The 19983-nt window shown below is 70.1% G+C and carries 16 protein-coding genes; 5 read left to right on the top strand and 11 right to left on the bottom strand.

Going from position 1 to position 19983, the window contains the following annotated elements; translation table 11 throughout:
• Nucleotides 1-2: 2 nt before the first annotated feature.
• Nucleotides 3-398: a DUF2147 domain-containing protein gene (locus tag ACT541_RS19640; protein WP_476138919.1), complete on the bottom strand. Its 396-nt coding sequence runs from the start codon at nt 396-398 to the stop codon at nt 3-5.
• Nucleotides 399-414: 16 nt separating this feature from the next.
• Nucleotides 415-1650 carry a class I SAM-dependent methyltransferase gene (locus tag ACT541_RS19635; protein WP_476138917.1) on the bottom strand — a complete coding sequence of 412 codons (1236 nt, stop codon included), beginning with the start codon at nt 1648-1650 and terminating at the stop codon, nt 415-417.
• A 185-nt stretch (nt 1651-1835) separates the two neighbouring features.
• On the opposite strand from ACT541_RS19635, the gene ACT541_RS19630 reads away from it, so the two are divergent.
• Complete coding sequence (locus ACT541_RS19630; protein WP_476138915.1) at nt 1836-2636, top strand: DUF1295 domain-containing protein; 801 nt, start codon at nt 1836-1838, stop codon at nt 2634-2636.
• Entirely contained in the window at nt 2633-3145 is a 513-nt protein-coding gene (locus tag ACT541_RS19625) for a hypothetical protein (protein ID WP_476138913.1), read from the top strand. Before ACT541_RS19630 ends, ACT541_RS19625 begins: the two co-directional genes overlap by 4 nt.
• Nucleotides 3146-3158: 13 nt before the next feature.
• Here ACT541_RS19625 and ACT541_RS19620 read toward each other — a convergent pair whose 3' ends face one another.
• From ACT541_RS19620 to ACT541_RS19585, 8 genes are all read right to left on the bottom strand, one after another.
• The gene (locus tag ACT541_RS19620; protein WP_476138911.1) at nt 3159-4337 is read right to left on the bottom strand and encodes a CmpA/NrtA family ABC transporter substrate-binding protein; all 1179 of its coding nucleotides are present in this window, start codon (nt 4335-4337) and stop codon (nt 3159-3161) included.
• Nucleotides 4338-4353: 16 nt separating this feature from the next.
• A complete protein-coding gene (locus ACT541_RS19615; protein ID WP_476138909.1) occupies nt 4354-4941 on the bottom strand; it encodes an ANTAR domain-containing response regulator in 588 nt (195 codons plus the stop codon).
• A 79-nt stretch (nt 4942-5020) separates the two neighbouring features.
• Nucleotides 5021-7699 (bottom strand): nitrate reductase, encoded by a 2679-nt coding sequence (locus tag ACT541_RS19610; RefSeq protein ID WP_476138907.1) that lies wholly within the window; start codon nt 7697-7699, stop codon nt 5021-5023.
• Between the two features lie 276 nt (nt 7700-7975).
• On the bottom strand, nt 7976-8308 hold the full coding sequence (nirD, locus tag ACT541_RS19605; RefSeq protein WP_476138905.1) for a nitrite reductase small subunit NirD: 333 nt from the start codon (nt 8306-8308) through the stop codon (nt 7976-7978).
• 11 nt (nt 8309-8319) lie between these two features.
• Nucleotides 8320-10773: a nitrite reductase large subunit NirB gene (nirB, locus tag ACT541_RS19600; protein WP_476138903.1), complete on the bottom strand. Its 2454-nt coding sequence runs from the start codon at nt 10771-10773 to the stop codon at nt 8320-8322.
• A gap of 11 nt (nt 10774-10784) precedes the next feature.
• Nucleotides 10785-12599 carry an ABC transporter ATP-binding protein gene (locus tag ACT541_RS19595; protein WP_476138901.1) on the bottom strand — a complete coding sequence of 605 codons (1815 nt, stop codon included), beginning with the start codon at nt 12597-12599 and terminating at the stop codon, nt 10785-10787.
• Nucleotides 12600-12610: 11 nt separating this feature from the next.
• Nucleotides 12611-13705 carry an ABC transporter permease gene (locus tag ACT541_RS19590; protein ID WP_476138899.1) on the bottom strand — a complete coding sequence of 365 codons (1095 nt, stop codon included), beginning with the start codon at nt 13703-13705 and terminating at the stop codon, nt 12611-12613.
• Between the two features lie 123 nt (nt 13706-13828).
• Entirely contained in the window at nt 13829-15244 is a 1416-nt protein-coding gene (locus ACT541_RS19585; RefSeq protein WP_476138897.1) for a CmpA/NrtA family ABC transporter substrate-binding protein, read from the bottom strand.
• A gap of 658 nt (nt 15245-15902) precedes the next feature.
• Between ACT541_RS19585 and ACT541_RS19580 the strand changes: the two genes are divergently transcribed.
• The 3 genes from ACT541_RS19580 to ACT541_RS19570 all read left to right on the top strand — a co-directional run bounded on the left by ACT541_RS19580 (nt 15903) and on the right by ACT541_RS19570 (nt 19023).
• Complete coding sequence (locus ACT541_RS19580) at nt 15903-16856, top strand: acetyl-CoA carboxylase carboxyltransferase subunit alpha (RefSeq protein WP_476138895.1); 954 nt, start codon at nt 15903-15905, stop codon at nt 16854-16856.
• Between the two features lie 255 nt (nt 16857-17111).
• A complete protein-coding gene (locus ACT541_RS19575) occupies nt 17112-18359 on the top strand; it encodes a L,D-transpeptidase family protein (RefSeq protein ID WP_476138893.1) in 1248 nt (415 codons plus the stop codon).
• Between the two features lie 187 nt (nt 18360-18546).
• The gene (locus ACT541_RS19570; RefSeq protein ID WP_476138891.1) at nt 18547-19023 is read left to right on the top strand and encodes a 2TM domain-containing protein; all 477 of its coding nucleotides are present in this window, start codon (nt 18547-18549) and stop codon (nt 19021-19023) included.
• A 56-nt stretch (nt 19024-19079) separates the two neighbouring features.
• Here ACT541_RS19570 and ACT541_RS19565 read toward each other — a convergent pair whose 3' ends face one another.
• The gene (locus tag ACT541_RS19565) at nt 19080-19937 is read right to left on the bottom strand and encodes a GNAT family N-acetyltransferase (RefSeq protein ID WP_476138889.1); all 858 of its coding nucleotides are present in this window, start codon (nt 19935-19937) and stop codon (nt 19080-19082) included.
• Nucleotides 19938-19983 lie beyond the last annotated feature (46 nt).

The following is a 19983-nucleotide window of genomic DNA, read 5'->3' as shown; positions in this document are numbered from 1 at the left end:
GATCAGTCGCGGGGGAGGCGGGTCCAGCCCATGTCCTTGCAGACGAGGCCGGCGAGGACGCAGCCGCGCGTCGTCATCCGCTCCTCGCCGACCGTCATGGTGAGGCGATAGTCGAGGTCGCGCTGCGGATCGAAGGCGGTGCCCGCCCAGCGGCCGGCGCCCGAGGGGGCGACCGACATGACGAGGCGGTCGCCCGCCTTCTCGCCGGACGTCCCCTCGCGGATCCAGGTGTTGATGGCGCAGATGTCGCCGCCGCAGCGTTCGATGCGGACCTTGGCCTTGCCGTCGCCGCGCGCCCACAGGCCGAAGGGCGAAGGCTCGGCGGCGGCGTGGCCGGGGAACGGCACGAGGAGTGCGGCTGCGACGACGGCGGGGGAGGACCATGCGGCACGGGTCATGGCGGATCTCCTCGTCTCAGGCGTGAACCAGGGTGTAGAGGCCGACGTCGATCGCCTCCTCGCGGAACCCGGCCTCGCAATAGGCGAGGTAGTAGTCCCAGAGCCGACGGAAGCGATCGTCGAAGCCGCCGACGGCGATCTCCGGCCAGCGGTCGTGGAAGCGGCGGCGCCATTCGGCGAGCGTCTCGGCATAGGAGAGGCCGAAGTGCTCGGCCGACTCGATGCGCAGGCCGGCGGCGGCGACCGCTTGCGCGAAGGCCGTGCGCGACGGCAGGAAGCCGCCGGGGAAGACGTGCTTCTGGATGAAGTCGGCGTCGCGGCGATAGTCGTCCCAGCGGTCCTCGGCGATCGAGATCACCTGGAGGACGGCGCGGCCGCCGGGCTTCAGGGCGCGGGCGACGGTGGCGAAATAGGTCGGCCACCAGGCCTCGCCGACCGCCTCGAACATCTCGATCGAGACGACGCGGTCGAAACGCTCGGCGACGTCGCGATAGTCCTGAAGCCGCAGGTCGACGGAGCCCTCGAGCCCGCGCTCGGCGATCGTGTCGCGCGCCCATGCGAGCTGCGACGGCGAGAGCGTGATGCCGGTGACGCTCGCCCCCGCTTCGCCGAGCCGGGCGGCCAGCGCGCCCCAGCCGCAGCCGATCTCGAGCACGTGGTCGCCGCCGGAGAGGTCGAGCAGCTCGACGATGCGGTCGAGCTTCCTCTGTTGCGCCGCCTCGAGCGTCGGCGTCGTCGCGTCGAAGATCGCCGAGGAATAGAGCATCGAGGGGTCGAGCCAGAGGCGATAGAAGTCGTTGCCGAGGTCGTAGTGGGCCTCGATGTTGCGCCGGCTGCCGCGCTTCGTGTTGCCGCGCGCGAGGTGGCACAGGCGCTCGAGACCGCGGAAGAGGGGATTGCCGCGCACGGCGCGGCGCAGCTCGGCGGTGTTGAGGGCCGCGAGGCGGATCAGCGCGACGAGATCGGGGCTCGTCCAGTCGCCGGCGATGTGGCCTTCGGCGAAACCGATGTCGCCGCGCGTCAGGATGCGGCCGAGGGCGCGCCAGTTGCGCAGGCGAATGGTGGCGTCGGGTCCCGGCGCGCGGCCGGTGCGGGCGAAGCTCGCGCCCGAGGGCAGGATCACTCTGAGCCGACCATGGGCGAGGCCGGCGAGCAGGCGGTCGAAGAGGCGCGCGCGGATGCCGCGGATGCGGTCGCCGGCGAAGGTCGCGACGTCGGCGGCGCCGATCGAATTGTCCTCGGTATGGCTCATGTCGACCTCTCTCGCGTCGGTTCCGGGATCGGTTTGTCCGAGGGGATACGCAGCGACGGCGGGCGACGGTTCATCGCCGCGGCAAATTTCTCGGGAAACGCGTGACGGGGCGGGCCGAGCGATCCGTCGGCGGGGTTGCGACGTAGAGGAGAGAGGACGCCGAGGCGATCCGCCGGAGACACCCCATGTCGCTCATGCTTCTCGCCGCCGTCGCGCTCCTCCCCCTCGCCATGACCGCCGCCTGGGTGGTCCGGCTGGCGACGGGGAAGAGCGGCTGGATCGACGCGATCTGGTCGGCATCGGTCGGCGTCGGCGGGCTCCTCGCGGTCGTGGCCTCGGGTGGCGGCGGGCGGGCCTGGCTCGTCGGGGGGCTCGTCGCGCTGTGGTCGGGGCGGCTGGCCGGTCACATCGCGGCGCGGACGCGCGGCGCCGGCGACGACCCGCGCTATGCCGAACTCGCGCGCCAATGGGGCGAGGCCTTCCCGCGGCGGCTCCTCGTCTTCCTGCAGATCCAGGCGGTGGCCGGCATCGTGCTGGTCGGGGCGATCCATCTGGCGAGCGCCAATCCGGCGCCGTTCCCGACCGTCGTCGACGGGTCGGCGACGGTCCTCCTCGTCGTCGCGATCGTCGGGGCGGCGGTGGCCGATGCGCAGCTCGCGCGATTTCGCCGGGCAAGTGGGCCGGGCGGGGTCTGCGACGTCGGGCTGTGGGGCTGGTCGCGCCATCCCAACTATTTCTTCGAATGGCTGGGCTGGTGCGCCTTGGCGCTCTTCGCCCTGTCGGCGCCGGTCCTCTGGCCGATCGGCCTTCTCGCATTCGCCGCGCCGGCGATGATGGGCTGGCTGCTCACGCAAGTCTCCGGCATCCCGCCGCTCGAGGCGCACATGGCTTCGAGCCGCGGCGCGGCCTTCGCCGCCTATCGGGAGCGCGTGCCGGCCTTCTTCCCCCGCCCACCGCGCGGGATCGCGCCGGAGGCGGGGCGATGACGGCGGCGGTGGAAGACGACGCACGCGCCGCGACGACGGCCGCGACCGCCTGGCTGATCGTCGCCAACAAGCCGTTCTATCCACTGTGGGTCGGCTGGGTGGCGGGCGACGGGCTCGCCGCCTGGCCGACGGTCGCGACGATGCCGGCCTATGCGGCGATCGCGCTCCTCGCGCGGCGGCATTCGCTCGCTGCCCGGCTCGCCCTGCCGGTCGTCGGGGCGATCGACACGCTTCTCGCCACCAGGCTCTTCGGCGCCGCGAGCGGGGCGGAACTCTTCCTCGTGCCCTGCCTGATGCTCGCCGTCCTCGCCTTCCGCGCCGACGAGGCGCGGTGGTCGCGGGCATTGCTGGTCGGGCTCGGCGCCGTCTTCGTGGTCGCCCGGTTCGGTCTCGGCGCGGCGCTGGGCCCATGGAGCGGCGAAGCGGCGGGCGCACTCCTCGGCCTCAACGCCTTTTCGGTCGCAGGGCTCTCGTTCTTCCTCGGCTGGCGCTTCGCCGGCATCAAGTGAGGTCGAGATCCGTTCAGATCGCCTCGAGCCAGGCGTCGGGGCGGTCGCCGGAGAAGACCGGGCCGGCGAAGGTCGTCACCGTCTCGCCACCGGCGAGCGCGGGGCGGCCGAGGACGGCGTCGCGGATCGCCGGGGAGAAGGTGGCACGCGCCGCTTCGAAGGCGGCGGCGCGATCGGCGAACTGGCCGCGGCGCAGCATCTGGGCGGCGAACCACAGGCCGTCGGCCTCGCGCGGGCGGTTGACCGGGCCGGTCGGTCCGTCGCCGTGGAAGCGCAGGAAGCCCGGAACCCGCATCGGCGGGCTGCCCGTCTCGACCGGCAGGAGGCCGGCGAGTGCGCGCTCGACCACGGCGGCCTCGACGCCGACGACGTCGGGGCGGGCGAGGAGAGCGGCGAGATCGGCGCGGTTGGCCGGGTCGTCGCACCATTGCGAGGCGCGGTCGAGGGCGCGGATCAGCGCCGCAGTCTCCTCGGTCCGTTCCGCCGCCACGCTCTCGCGCAGCGCCACGACCTTTTCCGGCACCGCCGGCCACAGGGCGGAGGCGGGCATCAGCAGGCGGCCGACGCCGGCCTCGACGGCACGGCTGGTCCAGGGTGCGCCGACGCAGACGACGTCGACGCTGCCGGACGCCATCGCCTCGACCATGTGCGGCGGCGGCACCACCACCATGCGCACGTCGCGTTCCGGCACGAGGCCGGCGGCCTCGAGCCAGTGGCAGAGCTGGTAGTGGTGGCAGGAGAAGGGATAGACGGCGGCGAGCGTCAGGGGTTCGGCACCGCGGGCGGCACGGGCCGCGACGACGCGGGCGAGCGCGCGGCCGGAGGCGACGGGATCGCCCGGCGCGCCCCAGTCGCCGCCCTCGGCGTGGAGGGCGGGCGTGACGGCGATCGAATTGCCGCCGTGGTCGATCACCCAGGGGGCGACGACGGGCGTGGGGACGCGGCCGATGCCGAGGCGGGTGGCGAGCGCCATCGGCGCCAGCATGTGGGCGGCGTCGAAATGGCCGAGGAAGACGCGGTCGCGGATGTTCGCCCACGAGGTCTCGCGATGGAGCTCCAGCGTCAGGCCCTCGTCGGCGGCGAAGCCGAGGTCGCGGGCGACGACGATCGGCGCGGCGTCGAGCAGCGGCATGAAGCCGATCCTCAGCGTCGCCGCCGTCGCGGAGCCCTTCGGCCGATCCGGTTCCGTCATCGCGCGCCTTCCCCCGTCACGTCAGAAGCTCCGCCGCCGTCACGATCGATCGGGCGACGTCGGAGAGCTTCATCTTTCCGTTCATGGCCGCGTTGCGCATCAGCCGATAGGCCTCCGCCTCGTCGAGACCCTTCTGTTTCATCAGGATGCCCTTGGCGCGCTCGATGGTCTTGCGGTCGGCGAGTTCGTCGCGGGCGCGTTGCAGTTCCTGGCGCAGGTGGTCGAAGGCGTTGAAGCGCGAGACCGTCATGTCGAGGATCGACTTGACCCGCTCCTTCTTCAGCCCGTCGACGATGTAGGCCGAGACGCCGGCATCGACCGAGGCCTCGATCGAGGCGGTGTCCGACTGGTCGACGAACATGGCGACCGGCCGCTTCACCGTGCGCGACACCTGGAACATCTGTTCGAGCACGTCGCGCGACGGGCTCTCGAGGTCGATCAGGATGACGTCCGGGTCGATCTCGAAGATGCGGCGCAGCAGCTCGTGCGTGGTGTCGAGGCGGACGACCGAGACATGACCAGCCTCGCGCAGCCCGTCCTCGAGGACGGCGGCACGCGCCGGATTCTCGTCGATCACCAGGATCGTCAGGGTCTTGTCGGCCAAGGACGAACTCACGCTTCGGATGCCGCATCTTCGTCTCGCCTCGCGGCCGGGGCAAGGCCCGCTCCGATGTCTCCCTGCCTCATTCCGCGGCTTCCGCCGTGACGGTCGACCGAGCGTCGGCGAGGATACGGGCGATTTCCGGGCGGCAGGAGCCGCAGTTGGTGCCGGCGCGGAGCTTCTCGCCGATCGCCGTCACGCTGGCGCAGCCCTCGGCGGCCGCGTCGCGGATCTGGTTGATGCCGGTGCCGAAACACGAGCAGACCCGACGGCCGGGATCGGCGCGGCGGCCCGCGGGGCGTCCGGCGAGGAGGGCGATCGCCTCGGCCTCATCGATGTCTTCGGCGAAGCGGCCGACCAGCCAGTCGCGCGACGCCTCGACCGGTTCGGCGGCGACGAAGAGCAGGCCGACGACCGCTCTGTCGGCGATCGCGGCGAGGCGCAGGCGGCCGCGGGCGCGGTCTTCCAGCACGATGGTCTCGACGTCGCCGAAGAGGGTGCGCGCCAGGGCGGCGGGGTCTTCGAGCGGGGTCGCCCCGGCGAGTTCGAGGCGATGGCCGCCGACGATCCGGGCGCGGGCCCAGTAGTCGGTCGTGGGTTTCGGATCGTCGTGCCGGGTGACGGCGAAGCCGTGCCAGCGGGCGGCGAACGGGGCGAGGGCCACGACGTCGGCCTTCGATTCCGGCTGGCCGGAGATCGGATCGGTCGCCGGTGCGATCAGGGCGTCGACGCGGGCCTTGGCCGCGAAGCGATCGGTCCAGTGCAGCGGCACGAAGACGCCGCCCGGCGGCTGGCGATCGGTGACGAGGGCGCGCACGACGATCTCGGCGCGGTCGGAGACGATGCGGACGAGGCTCGCGGGGGCGATGCCGAGGCGGGCGGCGTCGCTCGGCGCGATCTCGGCGAAGGGTTCGGCGACATGGGAGGAGAGCGTCGGGGCGACGCCGGTGCGCGTCATCGTGTGCCACTGGTCTCGGATGCGGCCGGTGTTGAGACGGAACGGACGCTGCGGCGTCGTCGCGGCGCGGGGCGCGCGATAGGGTGTCGGCACGAAGCGGCCACGCCCGTCGGGGGTGAAGAAGCGGCCGTCGGCGAAGAAGCGGCGGTCGCCGTTCGGCACCGCCTCGCCCTTGCGGCGCGGCCACTGGAAGGGGGCGAGCGCCTCGAAGCCGGCGTCGGAGAGGTCGTCGAAGGCGGAGATGTCGAAGTCGCGGGCGATCTCGGGGCGATGGCCCGAGAGGCCGGCATGTTCGCGGAAGATCGCCGCCGCGCCGGTGTAGTCGAAGGCGTCGACGAAGCCGAGGCGGCGAGCGACCTCTGCCAATGCCCACCAGTCGGGGCGTGCCTCGCCGGGGGCGGGGCGGAAGCGGCGCTGGCGCGAGATCCGGCGTTCGGAGTTGGTCACCGTGCCGTCCTTCTCGCCCCAGGCCTCGGCCGGCAGCAGGACATGGGCGAGGGCGGTGGTGTCGGTCGCTGCCATGACGTCGGAGACGACGACGAAGGGGCAGTTCGCGATGGCGCGCTTCACCCGATCGGCGTCGGGCAGGCTGTCGACCGGGTTGGTCGCCATGATCCACAACGCCTTGATCTCGCCCCGCTCGACCGCGTCGAAGAGATCGACCGCCTTGAGGCCGGGCGTCTCGGCGACGGTCGGGGCCTGCCAGAAGTCGCGGACGAGGTCGCGATGGGCGGGGTCGGCGAGTTCGAGATGGGCGGCGAGCTGGTTCGCCAGCCCTCCGACCTCGCGGCCGCCCATGGCGTTGGGCTGGCCGGTGACCGAGAAGGGGCCCGCGCCCTCGCGGCCGATGCGGCCGGTGAGCAGATGGCAGCCGATGATGGCGTTGACCTTGTCGGTGCCGGCGGCGGACTGGTTGACGCCCTGCGAATAGACCGTGACGACCTTCTCGGTCGCGGCGAAGAGGGCGAAGAAGGCCTCGACGTCCCTGGCCTCGAGGCCGGTGACGCGGGCGACTTCGGCGATGTCGGCGAAGGGGGCGGCGGCGTCGAGCGCCGCCTCGAGGCCGCTCGTGTGGTCGGCGACGAAGGCGGCGTCGCGCTTGCCCGCGCGCTCCAACGCTCGGAGGAGGCCGGCGAAGAGGGCGACGTCGGTGCCGGGTGCGATGCCCAGATGGAGATCGGCGATCTCGCTCGTCGCGGTGCGGCGCGGGTCGACGGTGACGACGCGCATGCGCGGGCGCGCCGCCTTGGCGGCGGCGAGGCGCTGGTAGAGCACCGGGTGGCACCAGGCGAGGTTCGAGCCGACGAGGACGACGAGATCGGCCTTCTCGAGGTCCTCGTAGGTCTGCGGCACGGTGTCGGTGCCGAAGGCGCGCTTGTGGCCGGCGACCGACGAGGCCATGCAGAGGCGCGAGTTGGTGTCGACGTTGGCGGAACCGACGAAGCCCTTCATCAGCTTGTTGGCGACGTAATAATCCTCGGTGAGGATCTGGCCGGAGAGATAGAGCGCGACCGAATCCGGCCCGTGTTCGTCGATCGCGGCGCGGAAGGTCGAGGCCACGCGGTCGAGCGCGTCGTCCCAGGTGGCGCGGGCGCCGTCGATCGCGGGGTGGGTGAGCCGACCCTCCCGGGTCAAGGTCTCGGCCAGCGCCGAGCCCTTGACGCAGAGGCGGCCGAAATTCGCCGGATGATCCGGATCGCCGGAAACCGTCACCCGACCGTCGGCATGGACGTCGGCCTTCACGCCGCAGCCGGTGCCGCAATAGGGGCAGGTGGTGAGGGTCGAACGGACGATGTCGGACATGCGGGTCTCCTTCGGCGACGGGTGTCGGCCGGGGATGGTCTGGGGAGGTGCCGGGAGCTCCGCTTTCGCTTCGCCCCCCCCTCTCCGTCTCTCCCCCTCGAGGGGGGAGAGGGCGGTGCGGCGAGGGCCTTCGAAAAGGAACCGCGCCGCGCGAGGGATGCGCTGTCACGAAGGCCGGTTCTGCCGGGTCCCCTCCCCCCTCGAGGGGGAGGGACAGGGAGGGGGGCGTTCGGTCTCGCGGTGCCAGGCACCATCGGCCGAACCACCTTCTCCGACTCACTCGGCGGCGAGCGCCTCGGGTGCGATGCCGAGGCGGAGGCGGCCGGCTTCGACCTCGACCGGGAAGGCCGCCGCGCAGCCCTCGTCGGCGCCGGTGGCGTCGCCCGAGGCGAGGTCGATCACCCAATTGTGCAGCGGGCAGGCGACCTTGCGGCCATGGACGATGCCGTCGGCGAGCGGGCCGCCACGGTGCGGGCAGCGGTTCTCCAGGGCGAAGGCATCGCCGTCGGCGGTGCGGAAGACCGCGATCTCGCGGCCGGCGATGCGGACGGTGCGGGCGGAGAGCGGCGGGATCTCGTCGATCGGTCCGAGGTCGTACCATTGCGTCATGGCGGATCTCCTCATTCGGCGGCGAGCGCCGGGACGATGGTCAGGGGTTCGAACTCGTGGGCGTCGGTGCCGGCGACGCGCTCGGCCCAGGGGTCGATCTGCGCGAAGCTCTGCGAATGGAGGAAGCGCTCGTGGAAGGCCTTGCGCGAGGCGGCGTCCTCGACGATCGCCGCCTTGATCGTGTCGAGGCCGACGCGGTCCTGCCACTTGTAGATCCGCTCGAGATAGAGCCCGCCCTCGCGGTACATCTGCAGCAGCGCGGCCGAGTACTCGAGCACCTCCTCCTCGGTCTCGACGTGGCAGAGGAGGTCGGTCGGGCGCACATGGAGGCCGGCGGCGCCCGAGATGTGGATGTCGTAGCCACTGTCGACGCAGACGACGCCGATGTCCTTGATCGTCGCCTCCGAGCAGTTGCGCGGGCAGCCGGAGACGCCGAGCTTGACCTTGGCCGGTGTCCACGAGCCCCACATCAGCTTCTCGAGCCTGACGCCGAGGCCCATGCTGTCCTGCGTGCCGAAGCGGCACCAGGTCTTGCCGACGCAGGTCTTCACCGTCCTGAGGCCCTTGGAATAGGCGTGGCCGGAGACCATGCCGGCGTCGTTGAGGTCCTTCCAGATCGCGGTGAGGTTTTCCTTCGGCACGCCGAGGAGGTCGATGCGCTGGCCGCCGGTCATCTTGACGAGCGGCACGGCGTGCTTCTCGGCGATGTCGGCGATGGCGCGCAGTTCCGCCGCCGTCGTCAGGCCGCCCCACATGCGCGGGACGACCGAGAAGGTGCCGTCCTTCTGGATGTTGGCGTGGAGGCGTTCGTTGACGAAGCGCGAGCGGCCGTCGTCGACGTATTCGCCGGGGAAGTCGCAGACGAGGTAGTAGTTGAGCGCCGGGCGGCAGGTCGAACAGCCGTTCGGCGTCTTCCAGCCGAGTTCCTGCATCACCGCCGGGATCGACTTCAGACCCTTGGAGCGGATCAGTTCGCGGACCTCGCCATGTGTATGCTCAGTGCATTTGCACATGGTCTTGCGGGTGGGGCCGGCGAAGGCGGCGCCCAGCGTGGCGGCGATCACATGCTCGACCTTCGGCGTGCACTGGCCGCAGGAGCCCGAGGCCTTGGTGACGGCCCGGACCTCGTCGAGCGAGGTCAGGCCCCCGTCCTTGATCGCGCGGACGATCGTTCCCTTGCAGACGCCGTTGCAGCCGCAGATTTCCGCCTCATCCGGCAAGGCTGCAACGGCCGCCGTAGGGTCCAGCGGGGCGCTCCCCTGATGGGCGGCGCCGAAGATCAGGGTGTCGCGCATGGCGGCGACGTCGGTCTTGTCGCGGATCAGGTCGAAGAACCACGCGCCCTCGGCGGTGTCGCCGTACATCACGGCGCCGACGAGACGATCGCCCTCGAGCACGAGGCGGCGATACTGACCACGTGCCGGATCGCGCAGCACGATGTCCTCGCGGCCCTCGGCGGAGGTGAAGTCGCCGGCCGAGAAGAGATCGCAGCCGGTGACCTTGAGCTTGGTCGAGAGTTCCTTCGGCGCGAAGGCGGCGTCCCGGCCGAGCAGCGTCGCGGCGAGGACCTTGGCCTGATCGAAGAGGGGGGCGACGAGGCCGAAGAGCTGGCCTTCGAACTCGACGCATTCGCCGAGCGCCAGCACGTCCGGGTCGGAGGTCACCATCTGCTGCGAGACGAGGACGCCGCGGTTGACCATGAGGCCGGCGGCGCGGGCGACGGTCGTCTCCGGACGGATGCCGACGGCCATGACGACGAGATCGGCGGGGATCAGCGTGCCGTCGGCGAGTTCGACGCCTTCGACGCGAGTCTCGCCGAGGATCGCCTTGGTCGAGGCATTGAGCAGCACCGTGATGCCGCGCTTCTCGAGGTCGCGCTTCAGGAGCCAGCCGGCGGATTCGTCGAGCTGACGCTCCATCAGGTGGCCCATCAGGTGGACGACCGTCACCTCCATGCCGCGGAGCCTGAGACCCGCCGCCGCCTCGAGACCGAGGAGGCCGCCGCCGATGACGACGGCACGGGTGTCGGGCTTCGCCGCGGCGATCATCGCGCTGGTGTCGTCGAGGTCGCGATAGGCGACGACGCCGGGGAGGTCCTTGCCGGGAACCGGGATGATGAAGGGGGCGGAGCCGGTGGCGATGACGAGCTTGTCGTAGGAGACCGTGCCCTTCTCGCCGGTGACCGTCCTGGCCTTGGTGTCGATCGCCACGACGCGCTCGCCGAAGCGGCAGGCGACGCCGTTTGCGGCGTACCAGGCGTCGTCGTGGGTGACGATCTCCTCGTAGGTCTTCTCGCCGGAGAGGACCGGCGACAGCATGATGCGGTTGTAGTTGCCGCGCGGTTCGGCGTTGAACAGCGTCACGTCATAGGCGGAGCGGTCTGCCTCGAAGAGGTATTCGAGGGCACGGCCGGAGGCCATGCCGGCGCCGACGACGACGAGTTTCTGGGGGGCGGGTGCGGTCATGGGAACCTCGCTCACGAATGCTGGGCGGCGACCGCGCGGGCCGGACGACCGGCGCCGGCGTCGGCGGTTGCGCGGGGTTTGGCGGGCGTGGCGCCGTGCTCGTATTCGGCGAGGAAGGAGTGGATCTCCTCGCGGTACTCCCAGTAGCGGGGGTGTTCGAGCAGGGCGCGACGGGTGCGCGGGCGCGGCATGTCGATCTCGACGATCTTGCCGATCTTGGCGTTCGGGCCGTTGGTCATCATCACCACGCGGTCGGCGAGCAGGATCGCCTCGTCGACGTCGTGGGTGACGCAGATCGCGGTGACGCGGGTGCGGGTCCACACCTCCATCAGCACTTCCTGCAGCTGCCAGCGCGTCAGGCTGTCGAGCATGCCGAAGGGCTCGTCGAGCAGCAGCAGCTTCGGCGACAGCGCGAAGGCGCGGGCGATGCCGACCCGCTGGCGCATGCCGTTCGACATGTCGGAGGCGGGCTTGTCGAGACTGTCGGCGAGGCCGACGCGGGCGAGGTAGTAGTCGGCGATCTCGGCCTTCTCGGCCCTGGTCGCGGTCGGATAGACCTCGTCGCAGCCGAGAAGAACGTTCTCGCGGGCCGAGAGCCAGGGGAAGAGGCTCGGCGCCTGGAACACCACGGCGCGGTCGGGGCCGGCCTGATCGACCTCGCGACCGTCGAGCACGATGCCGCCCAGCGACACGTCGGTGAGGCCGGCGACCATGGTCAGAACCGTCGACTTGCCGCAGCCGGAATGGCCGATCAGCGAGACGAACTCGCCGCGCCTCATGTTGAGATCGAAGCCGTCGACGACGGTCAGCGGGCCCTTGGGCGTCGGGTAGATCTTCTTCACCTCGTCGAACTCGACGAAGCGCTCGACGATGCCGGTCTTCGGCCGGGCGGCCTCGGCCCAGGCCTTCGGCAGGGGGGAGCCGTTCTTCATCGCGGCGCGGGCCTCGCGGGCGGCGGCCTTCACGCGTGCCACGTCCTCGCGGAAGTGGACGGGAATGACGTTGGGCAGCGTGCGGCCGTCGTCGGCGTCGCCGCCTTCGGCGATGCCCATGTCCATCAGGCACTGGGTGATCTCGGCGCGCAGGCGCTTGAAGGCGGGATCGTGGCTCGACGCCGTGCGGTCGCGCGGGCGCGGCAGGTCGACGACGAACTCCTTGGCCAGCGTCGCGCCGGGGCCGACGGTCAGCGGGATGATGCGATCGGCGAGGAGGAGCGCCTCGTCGACGTCGTTGGTGACGAGGACGACGGTCTTCTTGTCCTGCTCCCAGATGCGCTCGATCTCGTCGCCGAGCTTGGCGCGGGTCAGCGCGTCGAGCGCCGAGAGCGGCTCGTCGAGGAGCAGCACCTCCGGGCTCATGGCGAGCGCCCGGGCGATGCCGACGCGCTGGCGCATGCCGCCGGAGAGCTCGGCCGGGCGACGGTCGCGGGCATGCGTCAGTCCGACCATGTCGATGTATTTGGCGACGCGCGCCTCGCGCTCGGCGGCGGTCTCGTGCGGGAACACGGTCTCGACCGCCAGCATGATGTTGCCGTGGACGGTGAGCCAGGGCATCAGCGAATAGGACTGGAAGACGATGCCGCGTTCCGGTCCCGGCGCGCGGATCGGCTCGCCCTTCATCAGTGCCTCGCCGCTGTCGGGCATCACGAGGCCGGCGATGGTCGAGATCAGCGTCGTCTTGCCGGAGCCCGAGAAGCCGAGGATGGCGACGAACTCGCCGTCGCGGATCGAGAGGTTGACGTCGGCGAGCACGTGGGTGACGCCGTCGCCGGAGCCGTAGGACTTCGAGACGTGCTTCAGTTCGATGATCGGGGTCGGATCGCTCATGGCTTCCTCCCTCAGCGCTTGGCGGAGAAGGTGAAGGCGGCCTGCAGCGCGTACATCACGCGGTCGAGCAGGAAGCCGATGATGCCGATGGTGAAGACGGCGACCATGATGCGGGCGAGCGAGGCGGCCGAGCCGTTCTGGAACTCGTCCCACACGAACTTGCCGAGGCCGGGGTTCTGGGCGAGCATTTCGGCGGCGATCAGCACCATCCAGCCCACGCCCAGCGACAGGCGCATGCCGGTGAAGATCAGCGGCAGCGACGACGGGATGACGAGCTTGAAGACCTTCTTCGCCCAGCCGAGGCGCAGCACCTTGGCGACGTTCATCAGGTCCTTGTCGATCGAGGCGACGCCGAGCGAGGTGTTGATCAGCGTCGGCCACAGCGAGCACAGCGTCACGGTGATCGCCGAGACCAGGAAGGACTTCTCGAACATCGGGTCGTTCGAGGTGTAGAGCGCCGAGACGACCATGGTGACGAGCGGCAGCCAGGCGAGCGGGCTCACCGGCTTGAAGATCTGCACGAAGGGATTGATCGCGGCGTTCACCGTCGGCGACAGGCCGGCGAGGATGCCGAGCGGCACGGCGACCAGCGTGCCGATGAGGAAGCCGGTGAAGACGGTCTTCAGCGAGGTCAGGATCTTGTCGACGTAGGTCGGCTTGCCGACATAGGACTTCGCCTTGATCTCGACCGGCGGGTTGGCGGCGCGCGCCTCGGCGATCCGCTTGTCCTGCCGCTCGTAGAACGCCGCCTCCTTGGCGCGCTCGGCGGCATGGTCGGCGATCAGCACGCCGAACTGCTCCCATACGGCCGCCGGGCCGGGAATGGCGCCGAGCGAGGTCTGGATGCGGGGGGCGAGCGTGCCCCACAGCGCGAGGAAGATCACGATCGCCAGGACCGGCACGCCGGCCAGCCGCCACAGTTCGCGGCCTTGCGCCTTCGGGCTGTCGCCGCCGACGATCCTCAGGATCGGCACGACGAAGCCGAGGCCGAAGACCGAGAGCCAGCCCTCGATCCGGGTGATGCGCGCGAACCAGCGCTGGCGGCGGGCTTCGCGTTCGGCCGTCGTGGCGGCATCGGCGAGGAGCGGGTCGGTGGCGACGGTCATGGGTCGATCCATCTTCGCTGGAGCCGCGGCGACATCCACCGGGCTCGGTCACGGGTCGTTCGGGGAAGGGACGGGGCCGAGGCCCCGCCCGAGGCCCGGAGCCGTGGCTCCGGGCGCGGGGTCTCAGCCCTGGACGGCGTTGCCGACGATCTTCTCGCGGCCCTTGAGGCCGATCGCGAGGGCGTCGATGTAGGCGTTGGGCTTCTTGCCGTCGAAGGGGACCTTGTCCATGAAGCCGGCGTCGACCGCCTTGTAGCCGTCGGAGCCGAAGGGGAAGTCTTCCCGTTTCGCCTTGCCTTCGGCGATCAGCGCCGCGGCCGCCTTCAGGTAGATGTCCGGGCGATAGACCTTCTTCGCGGTCTCGGCGTACCAGTCGTCCGACTTCGCCTCCGGGATCTGGCCCCAGCGGCGCATCTGGGTCAGGTACCAGACGGCGTCGGAGAGATAGGGGTAGGTGGCGAAGTACCTGAAGAAGACGTTGAAGTCCGGGACCGGACGCTTGTCGCCCTTCTCGTATTCGAAGGTGCCGGTCATCGAGTTGGCGATGACCTTCTCGTCGGCGCCGACATAGTCGGGCTTCGCCAGGATCTTCACGGCTTCCGCGCGGTTCTTGCCGTTGCCCTCGTCGAGCCACTGGCAGGCGCGGATCATCGCCTTGGTGATGGCGAGCAGCGTGTTGGGGTTCTCCTCGGCCCACTTCTTCGTGACGCCGAAGACCTTCTCCGGGTTGTTCTTCCAGATCTCGTCGTCGGTGATCACCGGCACGCCGATGCCCTTGAACACGGCGGCCTGGTTCCACGGCTCGCCGACGCAGTAGCCCATGATGGTGCCGGCCTCCATGGTGGCCGGCATCTGCGGTGGGGGCGTCACCGAAAGCAGCGCCTCGGCGAGGATCTGGCCGGAGACGTTCTCGGGCGAATAGAAGCCCGGATGGATGCCGCCGGCGGCGAGCCAGTAGCGCAGTTCGTAGTTGTGGGTGGAGACCGGGAAGACCATGCCCATGTTGAAGGCCTTGCCCTCGGCCTTCAGCTTGTCGATCACCGGCTTCAGGCTCGAGGCCGAGATCGGATGGACCGGCTTGCCGTCGGGGCCGGCCGGGACGTGCTTCTTCATCTCCGCCCACACGGCGTTGGAGACGGTGATGGCGTTGCCGTTGAGGTCCATCGACAGCGGCGTGATCACTTCGGCCTTGGTGCCGAAGCCGATGGTGGCGCCGATCGGCTGGCCGGCCAGCATGTGGGCACCGTCGAGCTCGCCGGTGATGACGCGGTCGAGGTTGACCTTCCAGTTGGCTTGCGCCTCGAGTTGGACCTGCAGGCCCTCGTCCTCGAAGAAGCCCTTCTCCTGGGCGATCGCCAGCGGCGCCATGTCGGTCAGCTTGATGAAGCCGAGCTTGACGACGTCCTTCTCCAGCGCGAGCGGTGCGGCGAGCGCGCGGGTCACGACCGAGGTCGAAACCAGCGTCGCGGCACCGAGCGCGGCGGTGGAGAGCAGGAAGCGGCGGCGCGACGGCCCGGCATTGAACGGCGTGTTCGACATGGAACCCCCTCGGTTGATCGTGTCGAGTGCGAACGGCGAGGGAGTGGTCACGGCGCGGCCCGAGACGGGCGCGAGAACGTACGACCCGGTTCATCGATGTGACGGCGAAAGGACCGGAAAGGTCGTGCCGCGGGTTCGAGAACCGCCCCTACCGCTCGATCCCGTCGATGGGTCGAATTGGTGGACGTTGGGTCGTCGTTGACCGGGATCTCCTTTGCAGGTGCCGTGCCAATCGTGCCGCAGTGCAGCGGATTGAAATAAATCAACGAGTTGCGCCATTCGTGCGTCGGCGGCGCACGGCCGTTCGCCGTCGACGCACGCTCGAGATGCGAGCGATTGGTCAATTCTCGAGCAACAATTGCGACTGCATCATGAGCATGCACGTATCTTCGACGGCCGGTCGGAGACCGTTTCGGGGGCGGGGCGAGATCGCGATTCCACCCGGCTCGGCTGCCGTTGCGGCATCGGGGGATGCCGAGGGCGAGGCGTCGCGGGCGCAAACTTGACATTCGTGTCGGGTCATGGCGATTTGCCGCCGCCAAGCCTCGCCGGACACGTCCGGCGCGACGGTCGTCGCGACCGGTCGAGCGAGGCGAGGAAGAGGGGACGGCGGCACCCGCCGACGCGCCCGCTTCCGCCGAGAACGGACGATCCGGACATGCGCAGCTATCTCGAATTCGAAAAGCCGATCGCCGACCTCGAAGGGCAGATCCAGGAACTGCGCACGCTCGCCGAGAAGGGCTCGGCGGTCGACGTCAAGGACGAGATCGCCAAGCTCGAGGCGAAGGCGTCGCAGGCGCTCGCCGAGATCTACCAGAAGCTCAGCCCCTGGCAGAAGACGCTGGTGGCGCGCCATCCCGACCGGCCGCATTTCGTCGACTACGTCGGCGCGCTGGTCGAGGACTTCACGCCGATGGCCGGCGACCGCGCCTTCGGCGAGGACGCGGCGATCGTCGGCGGCTTCGGCCGTTTCCGCGGTCAGCCGGTGTGCATCATGGGCCACGAGAAGGGCTCGGACACCGCGACCCGCATCAAGCACAATTTCGGCATGGCCAAGCCCGAGGGCTATCGCAAGGCGGTGCGCCTGATGGAGACGGCGGAGCGCTTCGGCCTGCCGGTCGTCAGCCTCGTCGACACCGCCGGCGCCTATCCCGGCATCGGCGCCGAGGAGCGCGGTCAGGCGGAAGCCATCGCGCGCTCGACCGACGCCTGCCTCGGCCTCGGCGTGCCGAACGTCTCGGTGATCATCGGCGAGGGCGGTTCGGGCGGCGCCATCGCCATCGCCGCGACCAACCGGGTCTACATGCTGGAGCATGCGATCTATTCGGTGATCTCGCCGGAGGGTGCGGCCTCGATCCTGTGGCGCGACAGCGCCCGGGCGCAGGACGCGGCGACCGGCATGAAGATCACGGCGCAGGACCTCTTCGGCTTCAAGGTCGTCGACGGCGTCGTCGCCGAGCCGCTGGGCGGCGCGCACCGCGCTCCGGAAAAAGTGATCGGCGCGGTCGGCGACGCGATCGAGAAGGCGCTGGCCGATCTCTCGGCGCTGACCCCCGACCAGCTGCGCGACGCCCGCCACGAGAAGTTCCTGGCGATCGGCCGTTCGCTCTGAGGGATCCGCAGCAACGCGGTTTTGCCGCAATGGGTGGTTATCTGCTAGACTGGGTCGACGTTCTGGGGGAATCTCCGGATCGCTCGGGGACCGGTTGGCAAATCGGTAACCAAGTCGCAAGGTCGGGGACCTAAGCTGACGTCTGCAGGCCGCCGCGGCGATCGAGGGATCGGCGCGATGTGGCAAACGGATTCGAACGGTCGCGTGTCGTCGAGGCGCGGGACCTATGCGGATCGCGTCGCGTTCGGGTGGAAGATGGCGATCAAGACGATGCTGCGGCTCTTCACGGCCGTGTCGATCGGGCTCCTCGTGGCCTCCTGTCAGGACGACATGCAGTCGTCCCTCGGTGGGTCTACCAAGCACCTCAAGCCGTTGAAGCCCGAGGTGCTCGCCCTGATGGAGACCAAGGGCATGCGCAAGGAGGATCCGATCCTCGTGCGCGTCTACAAGCAGGAGTCGACTCTCGAAGTGTGGAAGCGCGACCGCACCGGCCGCTATGCCATGCTCAAGAGCTATCCGCTGTGCACCTGGGGCGGCACGATCGGTCCGAAGATCCGCGAAGGCGACAAGCAGTCGCCCGAGGGCTTCTACACCGTCACGCCGGGGCGGATGAACCCCAACTCGCAGTTCCACCTCGCCTATGACGTCGGCTATCCCAACGCCTTCGACCGCGCCTGGAACCGCACCGGTTCGGCCGTCATGGTGCACGGCAGCTGCGTCAACTCGGCCGGCTGCTTCATCGTCACCGACGAGCAGGTCGAAGAGCTCTACGCGCTGGCGCGCGAGGCCTTCAACGGCGGCCAGAAGGGCTTCCAGCTCCAGGCCTTCCCGTTCAAGATGACGGCGGAGAACTTCGCCAAGTATCGCAAGAACCCGAACATGGCCTTCTGGAAGAACCTGAAGGAAGGCGCCGACCAGTTCGAGGTGACCAAGCTCGAGCCCAAGGTCGACGTCTGCGAGAAGCGCTACGTCTTCGGCGCCCAGACGACCGACCCCAATTCGACGATGTTCAATCCGACCGGCGCCTGCCCGAGCTACGAGGTCCCGGGCGATCTCAAGCAGGCGGTCGCGGCCAAGGAAGCCGCCGACGAGAAGGCCTTCAAGGTCGCCGTCGCCGAACTCGACGAACACGCCAAGGCCGAGGAAGAGAAGGCGCGCAAGATCGAACAGCGCGCCATCGCCGAGGCCGAGGAGAAGGCCAAGCCCAAGCCCGGCACCAAGATCGCCTCGTGGCTCGGCGCCAAGCCGGAGGTCGACGAGGTCGGCGACACCTCGATGGCCGGCACGCCCTTCGCGGTGCCGCTGCCCAAGCCCTCGCCGCGCGGCCTGCCGACCCAGGTCGCCGCCGCGCCGACGGTGCCCGCCGAGGCGCCTACGGCCAGCTTCTCCGAGCGCTTCCTGTCCTTCGGCCAGCCCTCGAAGCCGGCCGACCCGGCCGCCGCCGCGGTCAACGGCGGCGAGGAGAAGCCGCTGTGGAAGAAGATCAATCCCTTCGGCGGCTGATCGGTCGCAGAAGGGTCTCGCATTCACCGAAGAGCCGCGCGGGGCACCGTCGCGGCTCTTCGTCTTTTCGGGACCTGCGTCGCGGCGGGTCCGTGGCGGGCCGCTGTCGGGCCGGCGTCGTGATCGTGTCGTGGCGAGACGCGACGGTCCGAGGCCACTCTCCGGGTGGCAGACGGAGGGCGTTTCGATGTCGGTACAGATCGAGAGACTGAAGAAGGGGTGGACGCAGGAACAGCTGGCGCTCGTCAGCGGTCTCAGCGTCCGCACCATCCAACGCATCGAACGGGGCGAGACGGCGAGCGTCGAGTCCCTGAAGTCCCTGGCCGCTGCCTTCGACGTCGACTTCTCGACCCTGAGGGAACCCGCCATGACAGACATCACCGCACCCGTCACCTCGTCGCTCGACGCCGAGCTTCTGCTCGCCGTCGACCACATCCGGCAGAAGCGCCGCCTCCAGATCGGGCTCGTCGCCTATGCGGTGGTGATCCCCGCACTCGCGGCGCTCAATTTCGTCGTCGCGCCACAGCATCCCTGGGCTGTCTATCCGGCACTGTTCTGGGGGCTGGGGCTCGCCTTCAGGGCGCTGCGCCTCTCCGGCTTCTCGGTCTGGGGGCCGGCCTGGGAACGGCGCGAGCTGGAGAAGCGGCTCGGCCGGCCGCTGTGACGCAACCGACGGGGGGGCTGCGGCCGTCGCGGCCTCCCCGCCCGTCGGGCCGTTCCTCAGACGTGCATCGGCGACAGGATGGCCGGGGTTCCCGGCGCGAGCCAGGGCCCGCGTACCATCAGGCCGGTCTCGTCGGCGACGGGCCGCGCCGCGCGCCAGTCGAGGCGATCGGGGGTGACGTGGACCCTGGCGAACGCGGCGGTGGTCCCCAACGCCGCGGCGATCGCCGTGAGCGGCGGGATCTCGGGCGCGACGACGTCGAGGAGCTCGAGGACGGTCTCGTCCTCCTCGATCGCCACGACGGCGTCGAGATCGGGGAGATGAAAGAGGGTGATCTCCGGGCTCTCCACCGCCTCGAGGAGGAAGAGTGCCGGATGATCGACCCCCGCACAGACGCGGGAGACCGGGGTCCGGCGGGCGAAGAGTGCGTGGACGAGGGCGAGATCGGCGTCGTCGCCGAGCGACAGGCGGCGGCGGTTCGTGGCGGCGCCCGTCGCGGCGATCGGGCCTTCGAAGACGGTCTCGCCGATCGGGCGAAAGCCGAAGGGGCGGTAGAGCGACGGGGTTCCGGTGTAGAGGACGAGGCGATCGCTCCGCGTCTCGGCATGGGTGAGCGCCCTCGTCATCAGATCGCGGAAGAGACCGCGGCCGCGCCAATCGGGCCGCACCGCCACCGACTGCACCCCGAGGGCCTCGACGCGGCACCCGTCGAGCCACAGGGTCATGTCGAAGAGGCTCACGTTGGCGACCAACGCGTCGCCGTGCCACCAGCCGAAGGCGAAGACGCTCGGATCGTGGCCGAGCCGATCGAGGGGCGAGACGTCGAGTGCGAAGACGTCGCGGATCAGCCGCGCCAGTTCGCCCCGTCCGCAGGGCGTGCCGGCGTAGTCGCAACGGTAGACGAGATCCGACATCGGAGGTGGTCTCCCTCGGGAGGAGCGGGCAGTCCACGGCATGGGA

The sequence above is a fragment of the Pinisolibacter sp. DMC100 genome, from assembly GCF_056313705.1.
The sequence above is the reverse complement of the archived record's forward strand: the minus strand, read 5'-3'. Positions and strand labels throughout refer to the sequence as shown.

What these genes read in the sequence shown, in the direction of transcription:
- ACT541_RS19640 (WP_476138919.1), bottom strand. Translation starts at nt 398, where the DNA reads ATGACCCGTGCCGCATGGTCCTCCCCCGCCGTCGTCGCAGCCGCACTC.
- ACT541_RS19635 (WP_476138917.1), bottom strand. Translation starts at nt 1,650, where the DNA reads ATGAGCCATACCGAGGACAATTCGATCGGCGCCGCCGACGTCGCGACC.
- ACT541_RS19630 (WP_476138915.1), top strand. Translation starts at nt 1,836, where the DNA reads ATGTCGCTCATGCTTCTCGCCGCCGTCGCGCTCCTCCCCCTCGCCATG.
- ACT541_RS19625 (WP_476138913.1), top strand. Translation starts at nt 2,633, where the DNA reads ATGACGGCGGCGGTGGAAGACGACGCACGCGCCGCGACGACGGCCGCG.
- ACT541_RS19620 (WP_476138911.1), bottom strand. Translation starts at nt 4,337, where the DNA reads ATGACGGAACCGGATCGGCCGAAGGGCTCCGCGACGGCGGCGACGCTG.
- ACT541_RS19610 (WP_476138907.1), bottom strand. Translation starts at nt 7,699, where the DNA reads ATGTCCGACATCGTCCGTTCGACCCTCACCACCTGCCCCTATTGCGGC.
- nirD (WP_476138905.1), bottom strand. Translation starts at nt 8,308, where the DNA reads ATGACGCAATGGTACGACCTCGGACCGATCGACGAGATCCCGCCGCTC.
- nirB (WP_476138903.1), bottom strand. Translation starts at nt 10,773, where the DNA reads ATGACCGCACCCGCCCCCCAGAAACTCGTCGTCGTCGGCGCCGGCATG.
- ACT541_RS19595 (WP_476138901.1), bottom strand. Translation starts at nt 12,599, where the DNA reads ATGAGCGATCCGACCCCGATCATCGAACTGAAGCACGTCTCGAAGTCC.
- ACT541_RS19590 (WP_476138899.1), bottom strand. Translation starts at nt 13,705, where the DNA reads ATGACCGTCGCCACCGACCCGCTCCTCGCCGATGCCGCCACGACGGCC.
- ACT541_RS19585 (WP_476138897.1), bottom strand. Translation starts at nt 15,244, where the DNA reads ATGTCGAACACGCCGTTCAATGCCGGGCCGTCGCGCCGCCGCTTCCTG.
- ACT541_RS19580 (WP_476138895.1), top strand. Translation starts at nt 15,903, where the DNA reads ATGCGCAGCTATCTCGAATTCGAAAAGCCGATCGCCGACCTCGAAGGG.
- ACT541_RS19575 (WP_476138893.1), top strand. Translation starts at nt 17,112, where the DNA reads ATGGCGATCAAGACGATGCTGCGGCTCTTCACGGCCGTGTCGATCGGG.
- ACT541_RS19570 (WP_476138891.1), top strand. Translation starts at nt 18,547, where the DNA reads ATGTCGGTACAGATCGAGAGACTGAAGAAGGGGTGGACGCAGGAACAG.
- ACT541_RS19565 (WP_476138889.1), bottom strand. Translation starts at nt 19,937, where the DNA reads ATGTCGGATCTCGTCTACCGTTGCGACTACGCCGGCACGCCCTGCGGA.